A 14,379-nucleotide genomic window follows, 5' to 3' on the forward strand; every position below is an offset into this window, starting at 1 on the left:
GTTGTGCGCACAGCGGTGCAGCGGGTTGCCGCCACCACCTGGGTCTCCGGCGCGCTCACGTCTGCTCCCTCATTAAATATCAAAGGCAGGAATTGATCCTGCATAGGTTATTCGCAGCTGTGGGCGCCGCGGATGGGCTAGACCTTGGCGCCGGCAAATCCGTTCTGGCGCCACGCCTCGAAAACCGCAATGGACGCGGCGTTTGCCAGGTTCAGTGAACGCAGGGAAGGTCGCATCGGGAGCCGCACCCGGGCAGTGACGTGCGAATCCTTCTTCAGCCAATCCGGGAGGCCCACAGATTCAGGGCCGAACATCAGGACGTCACCCTCACGGTAGTTGATATCCGTGTAGGACGTTTCGCCGTCGGACGTAAACGCAAACACTCGCTCAGGCTGCAGGGCAGCCCAAGCCGCGTTGATGTCCTTATGTACCGTAACGACGGCGAGATCATGGTAGTCCAGGCCCGCCCGGCGCAGCTTGGCATCGGAAAAGTCAAAGCCCAGAGGCTCCACCAGATGGAGTTCGGCGCCGGTGATGGCGGCCAAACGGATGGCGTTGCCCGTATTGCCCGGGATTTCTGGAGTGTGGAAGAGGATGCGGAACACCGTCCCATCCTAGCCAGTCCCGTTCGAGTCAGTCCCATCGGACCGGCCTCATACTGACTCAACCAGTGCCCTCAACCTGTGCGGAGAAAGCCGATCTCAGTGCATGCCTCGGAGCAAGCGGGCAAGAACTGGAACCACCACGGTGTTGGGTGCTGGTCCTGAACCGAGGAACTGTTTCAACCCGCGGACCAATCCTGCACCGTTGACCACCTCAACCGCGTTATGGCTGGACTGCCCTTTGCCGTACTGGTCAATGACTGGTTCGTGCAGGTTGCCGTCAGGACTGTGCAGGACCACCCAGCCGGTGACGTTCAACTCGGGGAAGATGTCCTGCATGTGGCGGACGATGTGGGCGAGCTGCGGCGGGGCTACGGACCGGCCGCCGTGACGCAACGAATTGCCGTCCCACGCGTAGGCGCCCCTGGGCAACAGCATGGAACCAACCAATGCCAGCCGGTAGCCGGAAAGCACTGCGTGGTCGATGTGGTTGTTGTCAGAGGGCGAGCGGAGCCCGTTGATGAGCCGTGCGGCGGGGATGGCAGGCAGGACCTGCCTGCTGATGAGCTGAACCGTACGCATCTCGCGCTGGATGCGGGCTTCGGCTCCAAAAATGCCGCGCTTTCGCGGCAAGCCATGGACCTGCCGGGCAGCTTCTGCCATCGAAATGAGGGGAACCTCAAGAGGGTCATCAAAGGCCGGAACGTAAACGGGCGGATCGCCTGCCGTGTTGCGCGGGGCCTGCGGACGTCTGACCCCCGTACTGGTCGCCGCGCCCGGCGCGGCCGCGCCTGTGTAGTCGCCCGGACGTGGTTGGGAGCGGACCGAGGCGCCGCTGGCATACCTCCGGTCATACTCGGCCCGACGCTTCGGATCAATCAGGGTCTCATAAGCGAGCGTTACACGGCGGAACATTTCGGCTTCGCCGCCGTGATCGGGGTGGGCCTTCCGGGCGGCCTTCCGATATGCCACCTTGATCTCCTTGTCCGTCGCAGTGACGGACACGCGAAGAACCTGATAGTGGGAACTGCTGCCCTCGGCCAAGCACAGGCCCTTCTCTAGGATGGTGGTCCGCTCCAGGGGCGGGGCGGTATGGCCAGTTTATCCAGCCACTATGAGAACGTCGGCAGCGGGCTCCGTGGTTCCCGGCTGGCATAATTCAGCAGGTGAATCCTCCGGCGCCCAAGAATCCCACGCATGCGGCGCCCAAGATCGCCCTTGCCATCAATCCAACAGCATCGTTCGGCCGTCACGGCCTTGCCGGGGACGAAGCCGCGGCCTGCCTTCGCGCCCGGGGTTGTGACGTCGTCGTGCTGGAAGCGGGGAGCTATAACGACCTCCGGACCCTGGTTGATGAGGCCCTGACTTCAGGCATCAGTGCGCTGGTTGTGGTGGGCGGGGACGGCATGGTCCATTTGGGCGTCAACGCGCTCGCCGGATTGGATGTGCCGCTGGGAATTGTTCCTGCTGGAACTGGCAACGATGTTGCCAGGCTGCTGGGCCTGCCACTCACGGACACGAATGCCGCCTGTAATCGCTTGCTGGAGTCAATGGCTGCGGGCGGGCGGAAGATCGACGCCGGACGCGTCACCGCCAGCGGGCGAAGCACCTATTTTGCGGGGGTCCTGTCGGCCGGATTTGATGCTGCTGTCAACGAAAGGGCGAACTCGTGGCGTTGGCCCCGGGGAAAGAGCCGCTACAACCTGGCGATGCTCCGTGAACTCGGTTCGTTCCGGCGTATCGAATACACGGTGACTGCCGACGGCGAGCAGTGGCGCCAACCGGCGTTGCTGATTTCTGTGGCGAACGGCCAATCGATCGGAGGCGGGATGAGGATTACGCCCGATGCTTTGCCCGACGACGGGTGGCTGGATTTGTTTGTGGTCAAGCCATTGTCGCGGCTGCGTTTCCTGGCAGTGTTTCCCAAGGTCTTCGCGGGCAAACACCTTGGCCATCCGGCCGTGGAGATCCGCCGGGTACGGAAAGTGCGCCTGGAGGCAGAAGGTGTAGTGGCCTACGCCGACGGCGAGCGCGTGGGCAGATTGCCTGTGGAGGTCGAGGTTGTACCCCGTGGTCTCCGCGTCCTTGCCTAGCTGAACCGCTGCTGCAGGCAGTTAGACTCGATGGCGGCAGAAGCGGCTCCCAGCAAAAAGACTCGCCGCCAAAAGAGAGGATCGCCGATGGTACGGAGGGTTGCGCGAAGTCAGGCCCCGGCGATGGCGGGCGCCAAGCCTGGTTGGGCTGCCATTGCTGTTTTGGGTGCGCTGGCTGCTTTGGGTGCGCTGCTTGCCGGATGCAGTGTGAACGTGCCTGATCCCTCAGCACCGAAGCCTTCACCTTCCGAGTCGACGCTGTCCACCCCAACCATCACGCCCGGACATGATGCTGAGGCTCTCGCCGCGAAGGACCTGCCTTTGAGTGCGGGAGGAACATTGGCGCCTGGAGATCCGGTATTAGTGTCCAGCCGCCTTGAAGAGGTGCAGGGATGGTCCGTTGTGCACTCCGGCTTGCAAGGTGAAACCCGGTACGCGAAGACTGATGGGTGCGTGGTGGTTGTCCGGGTCAGCGTTAATCAGAGGCCATTGGTGGTGCCGGGCGATGACGCCGCGTCCACGAAGGAACTGTTCCGCTACTTGGATCCTGGAATTGTTGTGGAGAAGTTAAGGCCAGCCTCATTGCGTTGGGGCACCTCATTGGGCTGGGGCCAGGATTCCGGCAAGCCGGAGCGCCACGTGGAATTGTTGGCCTTGGAATCAGCTCCGGCTTCCGGCGGCACCGCTGCCCTGGTACTCGCCAGACTTTTCAGCAGCCCGGCTTCCTCTGTGTATGTATCAGTTGCATGTCCGGATAGTGGGACCCTGGCCAAGGCCAGGGCTGAGGTCCAGTCCCGGTTGGCCGTGGTCCCACCAGGGTGAGTTTGTTTCTTTGACGCTTTGCTATTTCTTGAACACGGTGGCAAGACGGTTCAACGCGAGCGCTCCCACCAGCAGGCCGAAGTCCCTCAGTGCGACGTCGAAGAACGAGCCAAGCACCAGTAGGTTGACGATGATGCCGAGCAGCCAGGCAGCGACAACGAGGGAACCCCAGCGCGGCCGCAGGGCGACCACGATGCCGGCGATAATTTCGATGACCCCCACGCCGTACATGAAGGTCTGGGCTGAAACAGGTACCACGGCGGTGGCTGCGGGCGCCAAGTAGACAGTCCAGTCCACCAAGAGGTTGGTGAATTTGTCGAGCCCGAAAATGATCGGGGCAATCGTGAAGATAGTCCTCAGGAGGACAAAGGCCTGCCGGGAAGGGTCCCGGAGGTCGCTGCGGCTGGACTTGGGGCTCATCTGGGTGGTTGCGGCTTCCATGACGCATTCCTTTCTAAAAATAGGTATCTTGATTTTAGATCTCCCTCTGAGATTAAGCAACGAATCTTGTTTTTAGAGATATTCTGGCTGTATGACCACTGCACGCCACTCTTGGCTCCAAAGGATTTCGGCGATCGCCTCTTTGGACGACGACAACCGGAGGGTGTTGTTCGCCTACGTGCGCGGCTCTGCTGATGCCGTAGGGCGGGACGAAGCGGCCCGTGCCCTCGGTATTCCCCGAAGCACGGCCTCCTTCCATTTGGATCGGTTGGTCAAGGACGGYGTCCTGCAAGTGGAGTTCAGAAAGTCCTCCGATAAAGCCGGGCCCGGTTCCGGCCGGCCTGCCAAGCTCTACCGCCCGGCCATGGACGAGGTTGTGGCCTCAGTCCCTGAGCGCCAGTACGATCTCGCTGGGGATCTGATGGCTACAGCGATCACCCGTTCCCTCAAAGGCGAGCTGCCCGTGCGGGACGTTTTGATGGATGTTGCCGACCGCAAAGGACAGGAAGCGGGCCGGCCCGGCGATTTCCTCGGTGCGCTGGCGGACCTTGGCTATGAGCCAACCGCTGATGACGCCGGAGGATACCGCCTGCTTAACTGCCCTTTCCATCGGCTCTCACAGGATCATGAGGAGGTGGTCTGCGCCATGAATGGCGCGTTCCTTAAGGGCGCGGCCACCGCATCCGGTCTTAGTGCTGACAACGTCCTTCCGGAACCTGGTTCTGGTCATTGTTGTGCCAGGATTAGCAGCCTGGAACCGCGTCGCTAGACCTGACCCCAAAACCGGACGCTGACGCCGTCGATGGAATTACGCCGCCGGTAGAATTACAACGTGCCTGTATACCTCGATCACGCCGCCACCACACCTATGTCGGCCCAAGCCCTTGCCGTCATGACGCGCGAGCTGGCGCGAACCGGCAACCCGTCCTCCCTCCATGGAGCCGGGCGTCGGGCAAGGCGCGCCGTTGAAGATGCACGCGAAACGCTGGCGGCGGCCGCTGGCGCCCACCCGTCCGAGGTAATTTTCACCTCGGGTGGGACTGAGGCCGACAACCTGGCGGTCAAGGGCCTTTTCTGGGCCCGCCATGACGAAAACCCACGCAGGATCCGAATCCTGTGTTCCGCCGTCGAACATCATGCGGTCATGGACACGGTGGAGTGGCTTGAGCGTCATGAGGGGGCCGAAGCCGTGTGGCTGCCTGTCGATGCAGACGGTGCGGTGCAGCTCGATGCCGTGCAGCGCGAACTGGAGCGCGACCCCGACTCCGTTGCGCTTGTCACGGTGATGTGGGCCAACAACGAAGTGGGCACCATCCAGCCCGTTGCAAAGATCGTCGAACTGGCCAGCCGATACGGCATTCCCGTGCACTCGGATGCTGTCCAGGCATTCGGTTCCGTTCCGGTCGACTTCCGCTCGTCCGGGCTCGCCGCGATGTCAGTGTCAGGGCATAAACTCGGCGGACCCGTCGGAGTCGGCGCGTTGTTCCTTGGGCGGGCGATCAAGTTGACTCCGGTTCAACACGGCGGCGGGCAGGAGCGCGATGTGCGCTCGGGAACATTGGATACGCCGGCCATTGCCGCCTTCGCGGCGGCTGCGGAGGCCGCTACGGCTAATCTGGCCACGGAGGCCGAGCGAATCAGCAGGCTGCGGGACCGACTCATTGCCGGGGTTCGGGAGGCCGTGCCGGACGCGGTGCTCCGTGGGGCACCCGGGGACGGTCGGCTGCCCGGCAACGCCCACTTTACTTTTCCCGGTTGCGAGGGAGATTCTCTGCTGTTCCTTCTGGACCTCGCAGGTGTTGAGTCATCTACGGGTTCGGCCTGTACGGCAGGGGTGCCCCGCCCCTCCCACGTCCTCCTGGCCATGGGGCTGGATGAAGATACTGCCCGTGGTGCCCAACGCTTCACCCTGGGGCACAGCTCAACAGATGCCGATGTTGATGCCCTGCTAAAGGCGCTTCCCGAAGCTTGTTCGCGGGCTCGCCAAGCAGGCATGGCCGGTCATGAATCCAGCATCCAGACAGCGGCAACGGTAGCGCGACGGGGCACGACGGAGTTTTAGCCAGGAAATCAGTCGCCAGGCAAAAGCTCCTCAAGGGGAACATCGGGATTTGTCAGGCGGGTTACGTCTACGGGCACCCGGCCAGAAATCAGCGACTTGATCGGCTTCTGCACGCGGCGCATATTCACGCTCATGCCGGCCACCACTTCGCCCTGCTCCTTCTGGCCATCGCGCAGCCAGAACGCGATGAAACTGCCGTCATCGAGCGAGCCGCGGATTACAGGCTCTACGCCGGAGGTCAGTGTGGGGAAACCCGAGTATTCCATGCTGAGCGTGAACTGGTCCGTATAGAAATAGGGGACAACGTCCAGGGCGGCATTTTGGTCCAGCATCGTCTTGGCGGCCACTTTGCCGCCGTTAAGTGCGTTTGCCCAGTGCTCACTGCGATGATGCTCTCCGGTGAAGGGATGCAGGGCGTTGGCAACGTCACCTGCTGCAAGGATGTCCGAGGCGCTTGAGCGAAGTGCGGAATCCACCACGACTCCGTTGTCCAGACGTAGCCCTGCTGTCTCAGCCAACGATGTGTCAGGCACTACCCCAACCGCAATGATGACGATATCTGCGGGCAGGACTTCGCCCGTGTTGGTTCGCACCGCGGAGGCCTGGCCCTCCTTCCCCTCGATGGCAGCAGCGCTCGCGGGCAGCCTGAAGCTCACGCCGTTCTCTTCGTGGAGTGCCCGGAAGTAGTTGCCCAGTTCGGGGCCGATGGCGGCACTGAGGGGGATTTCTTCCAAACCGAGCAGGACCACATCATTGCCGTAGCTGCGGGCAGCCGCGGCCAGCTCCATGCCGATCCATCCGGAACCCACCATGACAACACGCTTGCCGCCGTCCCTGAGCAGGGATTGCAGGCGCAGGCTGTCCTCAAAGGTCCTGAAAGTCATCACGCCCTCCAACTCGGCGCCGGGCAGCGGAATCTGCCGCGGTTGCGCTCCGGTGGCTATCAGCAGTTTGGCGTAGTCAAGGGTTCGGTCATCCTGAAGGGTTACGGTCCGGTTCCCCGCATCGATGCCCACTGCGGGGTTGCCCAACAGGAGTTCGACGTCGTTTTCTTCGTACCAGCCGGCCGGCATCACCGGGACGCTATCTTCGTCGGCCTTGCCCAGAAGGAACTCCTTGGACAGAGGTGGCCGAAGGTAAGGGATCCGTTCCTCGGATGCCAGGAGGGTGATGGGTCCAGTAAAGCCTTCTGAGCGAAGGGTTTTTGCTGTGGTTGCACCGGCCAGCCCGCCGCCGGCGATGACCATCCGTTCGTGTGTCATTTCAGCCCACCTTTGTGTTGGCATATTCTAAAACAACTTACTTTGACTTTAGATTTGGTCCTATGGCCAGTCAAGGGATTTAGCGCGGGCATTGGTGCGGGAGCTAGAATAGTTGGGCGTGCCGGCTCGCCTCAGCCGGAATCAATATCTAAAACTCCCTAAAACACAGAAAGCCAGCATGCGAGTACTTGCAGCAATGAGCGGCGGAGTCGACTCCGCCGTGGCAGCCGCCCGCGCCGTCGAGGCCGGACACGACGTCGTCGGAGTCCACCTTGCGTTGTCGCGCATGCCTGGCACCCTTCGCACCGGAAGCCGGGGCTGCTGCACCATTGAAGACTCCCGTGATGCGTGGCGGGCCTGCGACGTCCTGGGGATTCCTTACTACGTGTGGGACTTCTCCGAACGCTTCAAGGAAGATGTCGTTCAGGACTTCATTGACGAATATGCTGCCGGGCGTACGCCGAACCCGTGCATGCGTTGCAATGAGCGCATTAAGTTTGCTGCCTTGCTGGAAAAGGCCATTGCCCTGGGCTTTGACGCTGTCTGCACCGGGCACTACGCCAAGGTAATCGAAGATGCGGACGGCAACCGCGAACTGCATCGTGCGGCCGACTGGGCCAAGGACCAAAGCTATGTCCTGGGCGTCCTGACTCATGAGCAGCTCAAGCACTCCATGTTCCCGCTGGCGGACACCCCCTCCAAGGCCGAAGTAAGGGCCGAGGCCGAAAGGCGTGGTTTGTCGGTGGCGAACAAGCCGGATAGCCACGATATTTGCTTCATCTCCGACGGAGATACGCGTGGCTGGCTGGCCGAGAAAATCGAAATGACAACTGGCGACATCGTGGACGAAACTGGCACGAAGGTAGGCGAGCACCCGGGTGCCAACGCCTTCACCGTGGGCCAGCGCCGGGGACTGAAGCTGGGCACCCCGGCCTCCGATGGCAAGCCCCGGTTCGTCCTGGAAATCCGGCCTAAGGAAAACAAGGTTGTTGTGGGGCCGGAAGCGCTCCTTGCCATCGATGAAATCCGTGGAATCAAGGTGTCCTGGGCTGGTTTGCCCATCTCCGAGGTTGGGACCGGTGCGGAATTCGAGTGCCATGCCCAGGTGCGTGCCCATGGTGACCCTGTGCCGGCCCGTGCACACATTGAGCCGGTTGCCGATGACGAGGGTGTTGAGCGGGCCGAACTGGTGGTCACCCTGACCGAACCGCTGCGGGGAGTGGCACCTGGCCAGACCGTGGTGCTGTATCAGGGCACCCGGGTACTGGGACAGGCAACCATCGACGCCGCTCGTTCCCTGCAGAGGGCAATTCTCTAGCCGTTACCGCATTATTGCCTCCGGGTTTGAGGGCCCCCATACTGGCCTAAGCAGCGCACCGCTGCGGTATGTTGGGGTCCGCACCCGGGATGGCGATGACTGTGGCATTTCCAAAGAAGAGCCCTGGAGACATCAAAGCCGGGCAGATGGTCTCCGTGATGGTCCTTGCGGAGGGGCCGATAGGCAGCGGCGGGGCCCCACCGCTGACGGCCCAAGTGCGGATACCCGTAGAGCGGCTCCGGCGTGGTCCCACTGGACACCGGTATGCGATCCACATCCGAAAGTGGCGCGGAACCAATGTCTCGCCAGTTACCCTGACGCGCCAAGGCGACCCCTGGCAACTGGTTTCAGAACCTCCCCCCACGGACCTTCGCGAACTCCTGGACGATACCCGTTTCCTTGCCCAGCACGTCTACGGCGTGGCCATGAGCACCTTGGATATCTTCGAATCCACGCTCGGCCGGCGGATGCCCTGGAACCCGGAGGGGCGGGTGGTCCTGAAGGCACGGGATCGTGTGACAGCCATTGATACCGGATATGAGCGCGGTACCAACACCATCCGCTTCGGTTCAGTGGACCGCATGGGCTACAAAGTACCCACTGCGCTGTACAGGGACATCGTTGCCCATGAAGTCACCCATGCGATCCTTGACGGCTTCCGGCCAGCATGGGCAGACCAGCTGGCCACCATGGAGCAACTTGCCATGCACGAGGCACTGGCAGACCTGGTGGCCATACTGTCGGTTTTTTCTTCCCGTGAGGTGGTCTTCCGGGAACTTGAAGCTGCAGGGGAAGGCTTTGAGGCAGGGCAGATCGTGGACGACGCGATCCTGATCAGGTCCCTCTTTGACTTTGCGAGGGACCTTTTCGCCCGTGGTCCCTTGAGGGAACCATTTGTTGGCGCCGTTCCTGAGGGCTGGCAAACCATGCTGGACCCGCACGCCCGCGGGGCTGTGGTGGTTGGGGCAGTACTCCGCGCCGTCCAGCGGTTGTGGTCGGAAAGAAATGCCCGTTTTGGAGACAACCAAAGCCTGCAGCAGAAAGCTGAATCCGGTTCAATTGTGGCCACGAGGGTCCTGCGCATGGTGATCAGGGGCCTTTCCTACATGCCACCCGTGGACGTTACCTGGCGGGACCTCTTGCGTGGCATCATTGCCGCGGATCTGGACATGGTCCCGGAAGACACCTACGGGTATCGGGATGCCCTCCAAACGGAATTCTCGGCCATTGGGATCCGCCGGGTGTCGCTGAACAACATCAGCGGGGTGGATAACTACCAAGGGCTTCGCTATCCGATCCGGCTTTCGGCACTGGGGTCCGATCCCCAGGAAGTCCAACGCTTCGTGTGGGAAAACCCGAGGCTCCTGGACGCGGCCCGGCTGGAGCGGCGTACTCCTCTGAGCTCCACCAGGGTGCGTACGTCCGAACGCGTATCACCGGACGGCTTCATCATCTCCGAAATCGGGGCATCATTCATTCAAACGGTGCGGATGAGCCGTAAGGAGGCCTACGTCCGCCTTGGCCTGAAGACGCGGCGGGAATTCGTGGACGTCCGTGGGGGAGGAGTCCTCAGATTCGACGCCGGTGGGCGGCTTGTGTATGCCGCCCTCAAACCGGTGATGGACCGGGAGCGGCAAGGAATGCTGTTTGGTTCCGATCAACAGCACGACGCCGAGGAAGCCGCGTCTTCCGGTGTCAGGGACAAGTTCCACGGCACGGGGGAATAGGGGCGCAGAATAAGGACGCGGGAACAGCTAGTGCCCTGAGGTGACCCGAGCGAAAGTTAGCTGCCCCACGCAGCCTTGCGTGCCGCCGTCGTGCCTTCCAATTGGGCGACTTGATCAAAACCGCCGCCTTTGAGCCCTTTGCTCACCAGCTTCAGTACTTCCGCCCGCCCTGCTTTGCCGTTGCCCTGCAGGGTCTTCACAAAGTGATAGGTGAAGGCTCCGTTGTAGCGGCCCTCGATCAGGGCGTCCGCAGCCGTCTGATCCGATCGGCAGGCTGCCATCAGCACGGGCTTGGATAACTTTGCTGATTTCACAAGGTCGCGAAGGGTGCGGGAGTCACTGGACTCGTTTGCGACCACAGCCCGAGGCGTTGGTGCAGGCAGGAAACGCGGGCGTCGGCCCGGCAAGAGGTCCAGGGACTTCAGTCCAGTGCCACTGTGGCAAGTGTCCAGGACGACATCCATGAGGACGCCCTCCGGCAGCCGCCCGAAGAGCGTTGCCAACTCGTCGTCACTGATCACCGTCTCCGGGTCCCATGAGTCGCCGGCATTGTTGATGTCGTAGCAGGCGAAGGCCTCGTCCAGCCGATCCATCTCATCGCCGCTGGTATCAGGTATCTGCGTGCCATGGCTGGAGAAGGTGAAGACGATGTGGTCGGACTTTCCGTCCACCGCGCTATCGACCAACTTGTTGAGTTCAGCCATCACGGACTTTTTGTTGGCCTTGGCATCTCTCAGGACCTTGATGCTGGAGGAGGCGAACCCATACTGCGCCTCAAGGAGGGCGGCCAGGTCTTCAGCGTCATTAACACAACCGTGAAGCCAGCTCGATTCGGGTAAATACTTGAACTTGTTGATCCCCACACAGAGGGCTGCCTTGCTCATGTTCCTGTCCTTAGGACTGGTACTTGCACCCATTACCGCGGCGGCCCCCTGAACCGCCGCCTGGATGCTGTCCACGGCCGCATTCCGCCTGTCCGTGATCAGCGCTTATCAACTCGGAATAAAGATATTCCGGCGATCCTTCAGTGGCAATCCTTTGGCGTCCCCCGGAAAACCTACTCGTAGGTAAATATTGTGTCTCGAATCATAAAATCAAGGACCCGGCGGCGCTGAAGTCTGATTGAATCGTGGAATCAAGAGTGCGCCCCGTCACAAATATCCCACGGCGGTGCGCCTAATCCATCGAACAGAAGGTTCACAGATGGCACTGAAGAAGAAGGCCCTGCATGGCGTTATCGCGCTGGCGGGCGTTTCCGCCCTCGCTTTGACTGCATGCACGGGCCCCTCCGGCGGCGGTTCCTCGTCCGCCCCGGCTGCCGCCGGCCCGATCGCCTACGGCACCACAGATAAAGTCACGTCATTGGACCCGGCCGGATCCTATGACAATGGTTCGTTCATGGTGATGAACCAGATCTACTCGTTCCTGTTGAACTCCAAGCCAGGGGGTGCTGAACCGGTCCCGGACCTTGCGGAATCGTCCTCGTTCACGGCACCTTCGGAATACACGGTCAAACTCAAGTCGGGCCTGAAATGGGCCAATGGACACACGCTGGACTCCAAGGACGTCAAGTTCTCGTTCGACCGACAGGTTGCGATCAACGACCCCGCCGGGCCGGCGTCCCTGCTGACCAACATCGCGAGTGTCAGCACTCCTGATGCCACCACGGTGGTCTTCAAGCTGAAGAACGCAAATGACCAGACCTTCAGCCAGATTCTCAGCAGTCCTGYCGCGCCCATTGTTGACGACGAAGTCTTCCCTGCGGACAAGGTTCTTCCGGACGACGAGATCATCAAGGCAAAAGCTTTCTACGGCCAATACACGATCGATAGCTACAAGAAGAACGAACTTGTCAGCTTCAAGGCCTTCGGCGACTACAAGGGTGTCCTTGGCAAGCCAGCAAACGACGAAGCGACCATCAAGTACTACGCCAGCCCCACCAACCTCAAGTTGGACATCCAGCAGGGCAACATCGACGTCGCCTTCCGCAGCCTCAGTGCCACGGATGTCGATGACCTGCGCAAAGACTCCAAAGTCAAGGTGTTGACGGGCCCGGGCGGCGAGATCCGCTACATCACCTTCAACTTCGACACCATGCCTTTTGGCACCAAGGCAGCCGGCGCTGACACCGCCAAGGCGCTCGCCGTCCGGCAAGCCGTAGCCAACCTCGTGGACCGGCAAGCCATTGCTGACCAGGTCTACAAGGGCACCTACCTCCCGCTGTACTCCAACGTGCCCAGCGGATTCCTCGGCGCCAACGAATCGTTCAAGGATGCCTATGGAGATAACGGAAAGCCGAGCCTGGACAAGGCAAAGAAGGTGCTGGCGGACGCCGGAATTACCGAACCCGTTGCCTTGAACCTGCAGTACAACCCGGACCACTATGGGGGATCTTCAGGTGACGAGTACGCCATGATCAAGGAGCAGCTGGAGAAGTCCGGCCTCTTCAAGGTCAATCTGCAGTCTACGGAATGGGTTACTTACAGCAAGGCGAGCCGTGCTGACGAGTATCCCGTTTTCCAGTTTGGATGGTTCCCCGACTTCAGCGACGCCGACAACTACCTCACTCCGTTCTTCCCGGAGGGCGGCTTCCTGAAGAACCACTACAACAACCCCACTGTGAACGACTTGATCGCGAAGCAGCTGACCGAGGCTGACAAGACCAAGCGGGAAGCAGACATTAAAGATGTCCAGAACGCATTGGCCAAAGACATCTCAACCCTGCCCCTGCTGCAGGGCGCTCAAGTCGCGGTGGCCGGAAGTAGCGTGAACGGCGTCGATAAGACGCTGGACGCATCCTTCAAGTTCCGCCTCGGAACAGTTTCCAAGTAACCACACCACTGTGATGGAAAGGGGCGGGACACTGATCCGGTGTCCCGCCTCCTTTGCTGACCACCCTCGTGGCCGGCATGCATGAGCCAATCCCGCGCAATCCACGGGCAGGAAATACAGGTAACAATGACAACAGTTATAGAGGTACCCGAGGCGGAGCCCGGGATAGTAGCTCCCAGGAGCAAGTCCAAGGCCGGGGGAGGCCTTGGAAAGTACATCGTGATCCGGTTCTTCCTGATCATCCCCACCGTCTTCATTCTGGTGACGTTGGTCTTCTTCCTGATGAGGGTCATTGGAGACCCCATCACTGCTGCCCAGGGCGGACGCCTCCCACCGGATGTCCTGGCACAGCGAATCCACGATGCCGGCTATGACCGCCCGGTTCTGATCCAGTACTTCGAATACCTTGGCCAACTCATCACCGGCAACTTTGGCACGACGATCACCGACCGCCGACCCGTCGTGGAGGTACTCACCACCTTTGGGGCCGCAACACTTGAACTTTCGATCAACGCCCTGATCGTGGCGCTCGCAGTCGGCATCCCGTTCGGACTCATCGCAGCCCAACACCGCGACAAGAGCTCCGACGCCGTGCTTCGGTTCTTCGCGATTCTTTGCTACGCCACACCCGTGTTTTTCTCGGGCCTGCTTCTCAAGCTGACCTTTTCAGTGTGGCTCGGATGGTTCCCGGTAGCAGGACGCGCCTCCACACGCACGGAATTGAGCATGAGCAGCCTGGGAGCTCCATCAGGCATCTACTGGTTGGACGCGCTCCGCAGCGGCAACTTTGCTGCCCTTGGAGACGTTGCGTCCCACGCTGTCCTGCCAGCCGTAGCCCTGGGTTTGCTGACCGCCGGGGTTTTCCTGCGGCTGGTACGGACCAACGTCATTGGCACGCTGGGAAAGGACTACATTGAGGCTGGCCGGTCCCGGGGCGTCAGTGAGTTCCGGCTGGTTACCAAACACGCTTACAAACCGGCACTGATCCCCATCATCACTGTCATGGGCCTGCAAATTGCGCTCATGCTCGGCGGCGCCATCCTGACCGAGACAACCTTCGAGTGGAAGGGGCTGGGGTACCAGCTGGTGCAATACCTCAATGCCCGTGACTTTGTGGCTGTCCAAGGCATTGTCGTGCTGCTGGCCATCATCGTCGCCGTGACCAACTTCATCGTGGACATCATTGCCGCGCTCATCGATCCCCGAGTGAGGTACTGACC

13 protein-coding genes are annotated in these 14,379 nt (G+C 61.2%); 8 read left to right on the forward strand and 5 right to left on the reverse strand.

The genetic code is table 11. The features are described from left to right. Positions 1 to 137: 137 nt before the first annotated feature. Positions 138 to 605, reverse strand: a complete 468-nt coding sequence (locus tag AC1DCM_RS11130) for a tRNA (cytidine(34)-2'-O)-methyltransferase (RefSeq protein WP_216924056.1) — start codon at positions 603 to 605, stop codon at positions 138 to 140. Positions 606 to 701: 96 nt separating this feature from the next. Beyond that, positions 702 to 1,646, reverse strand: coding sequence for a J domain-containing protein (locus AC1DCM_RS11135; RefSeq protein ID WP_477518267.1), 945 nt, complete (start codon positions 1,644 to 1,646; stop codon positions 702 to 704). Between the two features lie 122 nt (positions 1,647 to 1,768). Between AC1DCM_RS11135 and AC1DCM_RS11140 the strand changes: the two genes are divergently transcribed. Then, positions 1,769 to 2,695, forward strand: a complete 927-nt coding sequence (locus tag AC1DCM_RS11140; RefSeq protein ID WP_477518268.1) for a diacylglycerol/lipid kinase family protein — start codon at positions 1,769 to 1,771, stop codon at positions 2,693 to 2,695. An 87-nt stretch (positions 2,696 to 2,782) separates the two neighbouring features. Beyond that, complete coding sequence (locus AC1DCM_RS11145; protein WP_477518269.1) at positions 2,783 to 3,517, forward strand: hypothetical protein; 735 nt, start codon at positions 2,783 to 2,785, stop codon at positions 3,515 to 3,517. A 21-nt stretch (positions 3,518 to 3,538) separates the two neighbouring features. Here the strand turns inward: AC1DCM_RS11145 and AC1DCM_RS11150 are convergent, their stop codons facing one another. Beyond that, positions 3,539 to 3,958, reverse strand: a complete 420-nt coding sequence (locus tag AC1DCM_RS11150; protein ID WP_477518270.1) for a hypothetical protein — start codon at positions 3,956 to 3,958, stop codon at positions 3,539 to 3,541. 91 nt (positions 3,959 to 4,049) lie between these two features. Between AC1DCM_RS11150 and AC1DCM_RS11155 the strand changes: the two genes are divergently transcribed. After that, positions 4,050 to 4,727 carry a helix-turn-helix transcriptional regulator gene (locus AC1DCM_RS11155; RefSeq protein WP_477518271.1) on the forward strand — a complete coding sequence of 226 codons (678 nt, stop codon included), beginning with the start codon at positions 4,050 to 4,052 and terminating at the stop codon, positions 4,725 to 4,727. Between the two features lie 63 nt (positions 4,728 to 4,790). Further along, complete coding sequence (locus AC1DCM_RS11160; RefSeq protein WP_477518272.1) at positions 4,791 to 6,020, forward strand: cysteine desulfurase family protein; 1,230 nt, start codon at positions 4,791 to 4,793, stop codon at positions 6,018 to 6,020. An 8-nt stretch (positions 6,021 to 6,028) separates the two neighbouring features. Here the strand turns inward: AC1DCM_RS11160 and AC1DCM_RS11165 are convergent, their stop codons facing one another. Then, entirely contained in the window at positions 6,029 to 7,282 is a 1,254-nt protein-coding gene (locus AC1DCM_RS11165; RefSeq protein WP_477518273.1) for an NAD(P)/FAD-dependent oxidoreductase, read from the reverse strand. A 196-nt stretch (positions 7,283 to 7,478) separates the two neighbouring features. On the opposite strand from AC1DCM_RS11165, the gene mnmA reads away from it, so the two are divergent. Both mnmA and AC1DCM_RS11175 read left to right on the forward strand, forming a co-directional pair. Next, positions 7,479 to 8,600 carry a tRNA 2-thiouridine(34) synthase MnmA gene (gene mnmA, locus AC1DCM_RS11170; protein WP_477518363.1) on the forward strand — a complete coding sequence of 374 codons (1,122 nt, stop codon included), beginning with the start codon at positions 7,479 to 7,481 and terminating at the stop codon, positions 8,598 to 8,600. Between the two features lie 95 nt (positions 8,601 to 8,695). Further along, positions 8,696 to 10,327 (forward strand): gluzincin family metallopeptidase, encoded by a 1,632-nt coding sequence (locus AC1DCM_RS11175; protein WP_477518274.1) that lies wholly within the window; start codon positions 8,696 to 8,698, stop codon positions 10,325 to 10,327. A 56-nt stretch (positions 10,328 to 10,383) separates the two neighbouring features. On the opposite strand, the gene AC1DCM_RS11180 is transcribed toward AC1DCM_RS11175, so the two are convergent. Further along, on the reverse strand, positions 10,384 to 11,211 hold the full coding sequence (locus AC1DCM_RS11180) for a caspase family protein (protein ID WP_477518275.1): 828 nt from the start codon (positions 11,209 to 11,211) through the stop codon (positions 10,384 to 10,386). 319 nt (positions 11,212 to 11,530) lie between these two features. Between AC1DCM_RS11180 and AC1DCM_RS11185 the strand changes: the two genes are divergently transcribed. Both AC1DCM_RS11185 and AC1DCM_RS11190 read left to right on the forward strand, forming a co-directional pair. After that, on the forward strand, positions 11,531 to 13,159 hold the full coding sequence (locus AC1DCM_RS11185; RefSeq protein ID WP_477518276.1) for an ABC transporter substrate-binding protein: 1,629 nt from the start codon (positions 11,531 to 11,533) through the stop codon (positions 13,157 to 13,159). A gap of 126 nt (positions 13,160 to 13,285) precedes the next feature. Beyond that, positions 13,286 to 14,377, forward strand: coding sequence for an ABC transporter permease (locus AC1DCM_RS11190; protein ID WP_442017689.1), 1,092 nt, complete (start codon positions 13,286 to 13,288; stop codon positions 14,375 to 14,377). Positions 14,378 to 14,379: the final 2 nt, after the last annotated feature.

It is taken from the genome of Paenarthrobacter sp. 10N417 (genome assembly GCF_056394745.1).